Source organism: Ruegeria sp. HKCCA5763 (assembly GCF_013034545.1).
GTDB lineage: Bacteria > Pseudomonadota > Alphaproteobacteria > Rhodobacterales > Rhodobacteraceae > Ruegeria.
The window spans coordinates 62,428-69,074 of record NZ_WQGF01000018.1 but is presented as its reverse complement, the minus strand read 5'-3'; the positions used below and the strand labels follow the sequence as shown (position 1 = coordinate 69,074).

The 6,647-nt window shown below is 56.3% G+C and carries 6 protein-coding genes and 1 tRNA gene; 6 read left to right on the top strand and 1 reads right to left on the bottom strand.

Annotated features, from left to right (window positions below):
* Positions 1-64: 64 nt before the first annotated feature.
* Positions 65-664, top strand: coding sequence for a hypothetical protein (locus GOV89_RS21315; RefSeq protein WP_171239052.1), 600 nt, complete (start codon positions 65-67; stop codon positions 662-664).
* A 75-nt stretch (positions 665-739) separates the two neighbouring features.
* Here the strand turns inward: GOV89_RS21315 and uvrB are convergent, their stop codons facing one another.
* Positions 740-2,926: an excinuclease ABC subunit UvrB gene (gene uvrB, locus GOV89_RS21310; protein WP_171179317.1), complete on the bottom strand. Its 2,187-nt coding sequence runs from the start codon at positions 2,924-2,926 to the stop codon at positions 740-742.
* A 269-nt stretch (positions 2,927-3,195) separates the two neighbouring features.
* On the opposite strand from uvrB, the gene GOV89_RS21305 reads away from it, so the two are divergent.
* The 5 genes from GOV89_RS21305 (at position 3,196) to GOV89_RS21285 (ending at position 6,583) form a co-directional block, all read left to right on the top strand.
* A complete protein-coding gene (locus tag GOV89_RS21305) occupies positions 3,196-3,507 on the top strand; it encodes an ETC complex I subunit (RefSeq protein WP_171105518.1) in 312 nt (103 codons plus the stop codon).
* Positions 3,508-3,984 (top strand): GNAT family N-acetyltransferase, encoded by a 477-nt coding sequence (locus GOV89_RS21300; protein WP_171179319.1) that lies wholly within the window; start codon positions 3,508-3,510, stop codon positions 3,982-3,984. It abuts the gene before it with no gap.
* A gap of 21 nt (positions 3,985-4,005) precedes the next feature.
* Positions 4,006-4,082: transfer RNA gene (locus tag GOV89_RS21295), tRNA-Arg, on the top strand.
* 442 nt (positions 4,083-4,524) lie between these two features.
* Positions 4,525-5,538, top strand: a complete 1,014-nt coding sequence (iolG, locus tag GOV89_RS21290) for an inositol 2-dehydrogenase (RefSeq protein WP_171179321.1) — start codon at positions 4,525-4,527, stop codon at positions 5,536-5,538.
* A gap of 124 nt (positions 5,539-5,662) precedes the next feature.
* Entirely contained in the window at positions 5,663-6,583 is a 921-nt protein-coding gene (locus GOV89_RS21285; RefSeq protein WP_171239051.1) for a sugar ABC transporter substrate-binding protein, read from the top strand.
* Positions 6,584-6,647 lie beyond the last annotated feature (64 nt).

Genomic DNA, 6,647 nt, shown 5'->3' with positions numbered 1-6,647 from the left:
CTCTGCAATCGCGCTCGCCGCACTCGTTATCTTTTGGCTATGAGTCCTGAGCCTAGCAGCTCTGATGCTCGTTTTGGTTATCATAGCGCTGACTCTATCGGAACTCTCAGAAACTAGAGCGGGGCTATTGAAAATCTTTATGGGTGTGGGCGCCTTGTGTTTCTTTGCTATTTTGGCGGCGCAGTTTTTTGAGAAGGACGGCAAACACAATATGCGTGTGAATGTCTTGCCGGGAAATCTTAACGAAGTTGAGCACAGCGCTCCCCCAGACCTGTTGGTCGACGGTCAGAGTCTTTCTTCGGAAGCAATATACACTGTTGAAGACGACTTTGTGGTTGTGATTGATATGGAGCCGTCAATATCTACTGCAGAGACGGCTTTGGCGAATCTAGAACAAAGATTTGAAGATCAGCTTGAGATCGCTCAGGAGGAGCACAGTATTGCTTTGGAAAGACATAGGCTAGAGTCGCAAAAGTCTCTCCAAGAATTACAGGAGAAAATCTCTATCGTCACAATAGAGTTGGAGAAAGTGAAAGCAATTCAAGGTGCCCTCGCTAACCTTCAAAGTAATTCAGCAAGTACTGATCAGCTTCGATTAACGAGAGAGTTAGAAAAAGGGTTTGAGACATTTCTTAGAAATGTATCTGGTGTCATGGAGCAATAGAAGAAACAATTTTACAGTTTGAGGAGTGTAAAGATCACGACAACCAGGCATTCTGCAGGGTGAACTGTGTGGCTACTACCGCTTCCGCCTCTTCACATTCCCGCCCCGCTGCCCCGGCCTGCCAGCCGTTGACCGTCCGCGCGACTTCACCGCGTCTTCCGAGGCTTTCTCGACCGCCCATTGCCGTGCCATGGGGTCGTCGGCGACGGCCAGATCGACCGCTTCCAGACGTTTGATCTCGTCCCGGATATTGGCGGCCTCTTCGAATTCCAGGTTTTCGGCGGCCTTACGCATCTTCTCACGCAGCCCGTCCAGGTGCGCTTCCAAATTCGCCCCGTGCATCGGTTTGTCGATGGTGGCGGTGACGCGGTTCATGTCGACGTCGCCTTCGTAGAGACCGGCCAGAACGTCCTCGACATTTTTCTTAACCGTCTCAGGCGTGATGCCGTGTTCTTCGTTATAGGCAAGCTGTTTGGCGCGGCGGCGGTTGGTTTCGTTCAGCGCGCGCTCCATCGAACCGGTGATCTTGTCGGCATACATGATCACCCGACCATCGGCGTTGCGCGCGGCACGACCGATGGTTTGAACCAGAGAAGTCTCGGACCGCAGGAAACCCTCTTTATCCGCGTCCAGAATGGCGACCAGACCGCATTCCGGGATGTCGAGCCCCTCGCGCAGCAGGTTGATGCCGACCAGCACATCGAACGCCCCCAGCCGAAGGTCGCGCAGGATTTCGATGCGTTCCAGAGTGTCGATATCCGAGTGCATGTAACGCACTTTGATGCCCTGTTCGTGCAGGTATTCGGTCAGGTCCTCGGCCATGCGCTTGGTCAGCGTGGTGACCAGCGTGCGGAACCCATTGGCGGCAACTTTGCGCACTTCGTCCAGCAAGTCGTCGACCTGCATGGAGACCGGGCGGATCTCGACCTCGGGGTCCAGCAGGCCGGTGGGGCGGATCACCTGTTCGGTGAAGACGCCGCCGGTCTGTTCGATCTCCCACTTGGCGGGGGTGGCCGAGACGAAGACGGATTGCGGGCGCATGGCGTCCCATTCCTCGAACTTCAGCGGTCGGTTATCCATGCAGGACGGCAGGCGGAACCCGTGTTCAGCCAGCGTGAATTTGCGCCGATAGTCTCCCCGGTACATGCCGCCGATCTGCGGAACGCTGACGTGGGATTCGTCGGCGAAGACGATGGCGTTGTCGGGGATGAATTCGAAAAGGGTCGGGGGCGGTTCACCCGGAGCGCGGCCCGTGAGGTAGCGCGAATAGTTCTCGATCCCGTTGCAGACGCCAGTGGCTTCGAGCATTTCCAGATCGAAATTGGTGCGCTGTTCCAGCCGTTGAGCCTCCAGCAATTTGCCTTCGCCCACCAGTTGGTCCAGCCGGATGCGCAGTTCCTTTTTGATCCCGATGATCGCCTGCTGCATCGTGGGTTTCGGCGTCACGTAGTGCGAGTTCGCGTAGACCCGCACTTGCTCCATCGTGGCAGCGCGTTCTCCGGTCAAAGGGTCGAACTCGGTGATCTGTTCCAGTTCCTCGCCGAAGAACGACAGTTTCCACGCGCGATCCTCAAGGTGGGCGGGCCAGATTTCCAGTGAATCGCCCCGCACCCGGAACGATCCACGCTGAAACGCCTGATCGTTGCGGCGGTATTGCTGGGCGACCAGATCGGCCATCACCTGCCGCTGGTCGTATTCATTGCCGACTTTCAGATCCTGCGTCATCGCCCCATAGGTCTCGACCGAGCCGATACCGTAGATGCAAGACACTGACGCCACGATGATCACATCATCGCGTTCCAGCAGCGCCCGCGTGGCCGAGTGGCGCATCCGGTCGATCTGTTCGTTGATCTGGGATTCTTTCTCAATGTACGTGTCCGAGCGCGGCACATAGGCTTCGGGCTGGTAGTAATCGTAATACGAGACGAAGTATTCCACTGAGTTTTCGGGGAAGAAGCCTTTGAACTCTCCGTAAAGCTGCGCCGCCAGAGTCTTGTTTGGGGCAAGAATGATGGCTGGGCGCTGGGTTTCCTCGATCACCTTGGCCATGGTGAAAGTTTTACCCGTGCCGGTTGCCCCCAGCAGAACCTGATCGCGCTCGCCGTCCAATACGCCGCCAGCCAGTTCCTTGATGGCCGTTGGCTGGTCGCCCGCGGGGTTGAATTCGGTGTGCATCACAAACTGCTTGCCGCCTTCCAGTTTCAGGCGCGCGCGCACATCTTCGGCGGTCAGTTGGGTTTTGTCGGAATGGGCGTAAGGCATCGGCAGGCTCCGCAATCAGGCCCCTACATTTGTTCTTATTTTGTCCGTCTGCAAGGGCTGATCCAGAATCATTGTGCTCTACGCGGCCTGATGTCTTGCGACTGATGATTCATCGAGATGCCTCGCCGTTTGATGTATCTCTGGTTTATCTTAGACTAATGACAATTTCTGACATCAGTGTGGGGGTAAAAGCCGCGACAATTGCAATCTTGCCCCCGGGCACGCTCTGACGCATAAACAGCTCAGCCAAGTGAGTACGGAGAGGCGACATGCGCGCACGGATTTACCAGCCTTCGCGAAACGCGATGACTTCGGGGATGGCCAAGACCCGCAAATGGGTTCTGGAATACGCCCCGGCCTCGGCCCGTGAAGTTGATCCGCTGATGGGCTGGACGTCGTCCAACGATACGCAGACTCAGGTGCGCTTGAAATTCGACACCAAGGAAGAAGCTTTGGATTACGCCAAGGACAACGGCATCGAAGTTCAGGTCAGCGAGCCGCACAAACGTAAGCCAAATCTGCGTGCCCGTGGCTATGGCGAGAACTTTGCTACCGACAGGCGCGGTCCCTGGACTCACTAAATGATCGACATTCGTAAGGCCGACCCGACCTCGGACGCGCTTCGCGCCGTGGTAGATGCGCATTTCTCCCATAGCGAAACGGCAGGCCCTGCCGAAAGCAACCATACAATGGATGCTGAGTCGCTGGCGGGGCCCGGGATTCGGTTTTGGGCGATTTACGAGGGTCAGCAGCCCTTGGGGTGTGGCGCGTTGAAGATGCTGCCGGACGGAACCGCCGAGGTGAAGTCCGTGCACATTCTGGCACAGGCGCGGGGTCGTGGGTTGGCGCGACTGATGATGCAGCACATGGCTGACATTGCGCGCGCCGAGGGGATTGAAGCCCTTGTTCTGGAAACCGGTGCCGCACATCTGGCGGAATATGATGCGGCACGTAAGCTCTACGAGGCTTTGGGTTATTCCTATTGCGAGCCGATCTTTGGGTACGAGGCCGATCCCAACAGCGCATTCATGCGCTTGCCTCTTGAACCCTGCGGGTAAAACCAGCAAGAAGGGCGTAGCGGTCCCTTAGCTCAACTGGATAGAGCAGCTGACTTCTAATCAGCAGGTTGAGGGTTCGAGTCCTTCAGGGATCGCCATTTTCACAAGTTGCGCACTGAAGTACGGCTGCATCTGCGCTTGCAGCCGTGAAAAAGCCCTATAGCAAGGCGGCTCTGACGTTTGCTGGCCTGTGTTCTTGCCAAATCAGAGTTAGCCAAGCCATCAATAGTTTAGGAAGAATAAAGGGGCTGGACGAGGGGGTCATGCCAGCCCCTTTTAAGGGGTCACAGAGTGGTAGTGTGTGTTCCTTAACTGAAACGTACCCTGATTCACCGCGTTCGGAAATTGGGGGATTCCCGTAGATGCGAAAATACGCGGATTTCGGCGTACACGGCATTGCATGAAGACTTCCCCAGGCCCCTTTAGGGCAATCGTTTCGAGAGTTCTGTCGCGAAATCTCAAGTCTGTTGAAAAAAAATATTGCAACCGGTTGCAAAGAGAATCATTGTTACGCCCAATACCAAGATTCGGGAGAGTTGCATGTTGAAGGTAGGTTTGCTGGGCGCTGGGCGCATCGGACGTGTACATGCGCAAGCCATTTCGGCCCATTCAAACAGCAAACTCTGTGCAGTCTCAGACGCTGTACCGGAAGCGGCAGAAAGCCTTGCTAACGAATATGGGGCGCAAGCGCGCGGATCGGATGAGATCATAGCAGACCCCCAAATTGATGCGGTTTTGATCGCAACCCCGACGGATACGCATTCCGACCTGATTGAGACGGCGACCGCTGCTGGCAAGGCGGTTCTGTGTGAAAAGCCAGTTGACCTGAGCCTGGACCGTGCCGTGCAATGTTTAAAAACAGTGTCCGGGCGGGGTAAGCCTGTGATGATTGGGTTTAACCGGCGATTTGACCCGCATTTTTCGGCGCTGAAAGAAAGTTTGGAGGCGGGCGAAGTCGGCACAGCCGAGCTGCTGTCGATTACATCATTTGATCCTGCGCCTCCGCCGGTCAGTTATGTAAAAGTTTCAGGCGGGCTGTTTCGGGACATGATGATTCATGATTTCGACATGGCGAATTTTTTGATGGGGGATGTGCCGCATACCATCTCGGCCGTCGGATCGTCGCTTGTCGACGCCGAGATTGGTGCAGCCGGCGATGTGGATACCGCTGTGGTGACAATGACTTACGCAGATGGTCGTATTGCTGTCATTAAAAACTCGCGCCGCGCGGCCTATGGGTATGATCAACGGGTCGAGTTACTGGGTTCCAAGGGCTTGCTGCAGGTACATAATGCGCTTGAAAATACCGTGGTCAAATCAACGGCCGAGGGCGTTGTTGGGGCGAAGCCAACCTATTTCTTTCTGGAACGCTATATGCCCGCTTACCGGGTAGAATGGGCTGCTTTTGTCAAAGCTGTTGCGAATGGGTCGGACGTGCCGGTTTCGTTGAAGGATGGCGTTGCCGCGCTTGCCATGGCCGAGGCCGCCACCCTGTCAATGCACTCCGGGAAACCGGTTCGGATGGAAGAAGTTTTGAAACCGGTTGCAAAATGATCGAAATTCTTCAAACTTACGTCAGCTCGGTTTTGCGCCGCAGCCAATCAGATTCGGCACAGCCGGATGATCGGGGCTGGTTCCCCGACGGAAGATCAGACTGAAATCATGGGAGGAACCTGAAATGAAGAAATTTGTGAAAGGCGCGCTTGCTGCCGGGGCTCTGGCCCTGGCCACTCCTGCGTTTGCGCAGGAAATCGTGGTTGTGTCACACGGCCAGGCCAACGATGCGTTTTGGAACGTTGTGAAAAACGGGGTCGAGCAGGCCGGTAAGGACGTCGGCGTGAATGTGGAATATCGCGCGCCGGAAACCTTTGACATGGTGGCCATGTCGCAATTGATAGATGCAGCGGTGAACCAGGAGCCTGACGGCCTGATCGTCTCGATCCCGGATGCGGATGCGCTTGGCCCCTCAATTGAACGCGCGGTTGCCGCCGGTATCCCGGTGATCTCGATCAACTCGGGTTCGGATGTCTCGAAAGACCTAGGTGCGCTGCTGCATGTGGGTCAGGACGAATTTGACGCCGGCAAGGCCGCTGGTGAAGAACTGGCAGCTATGGGTGGCAAAACGGCGATCTGTGTGAACCACGAAGTGGGCAACGTTGCGCTGGACCTGCGGTGTGCAGGTTTTGCGGAAGGTTTCGGTGGTGATGTCGAAGTTCTTCCGACCTCGAATGACCCGTCGGAAATCGAGTCGAAAGTTGCCGCTGCTCTGGCTGCAAACGAAGCGGTCGACACTGTGATGGCATTGGGTGCAAGCTCGGCCGGTGAGCCGACCGTTGCAGCCGTCAAAGGCTCGGGCCGGGATGTAAATGTTGCGTCCTTCGACCTGTCGGCCAACTTCCTGCAGTCGATCGCGGACGGCGATGCAGCATTTGCCATCGATCAGCAGCAGTATCTGCAGGGGTACCTGTCGGTGAACTTTATGGGCCTGCACGCGAAATATGGCCTGATGCCCGGCGGCAACGTTCCTTCGGGTCCCAACCTGGTGACTCAGGAGAAGGCCGCTCAGGTGATCGAACTGTCTTCGCAGGGCATTCGCTGACCCATTCCGGAACCTGAACAAATCGGGGCGGCGCAGCAGCGCCGTTCCCACCCAAATGGGAGGA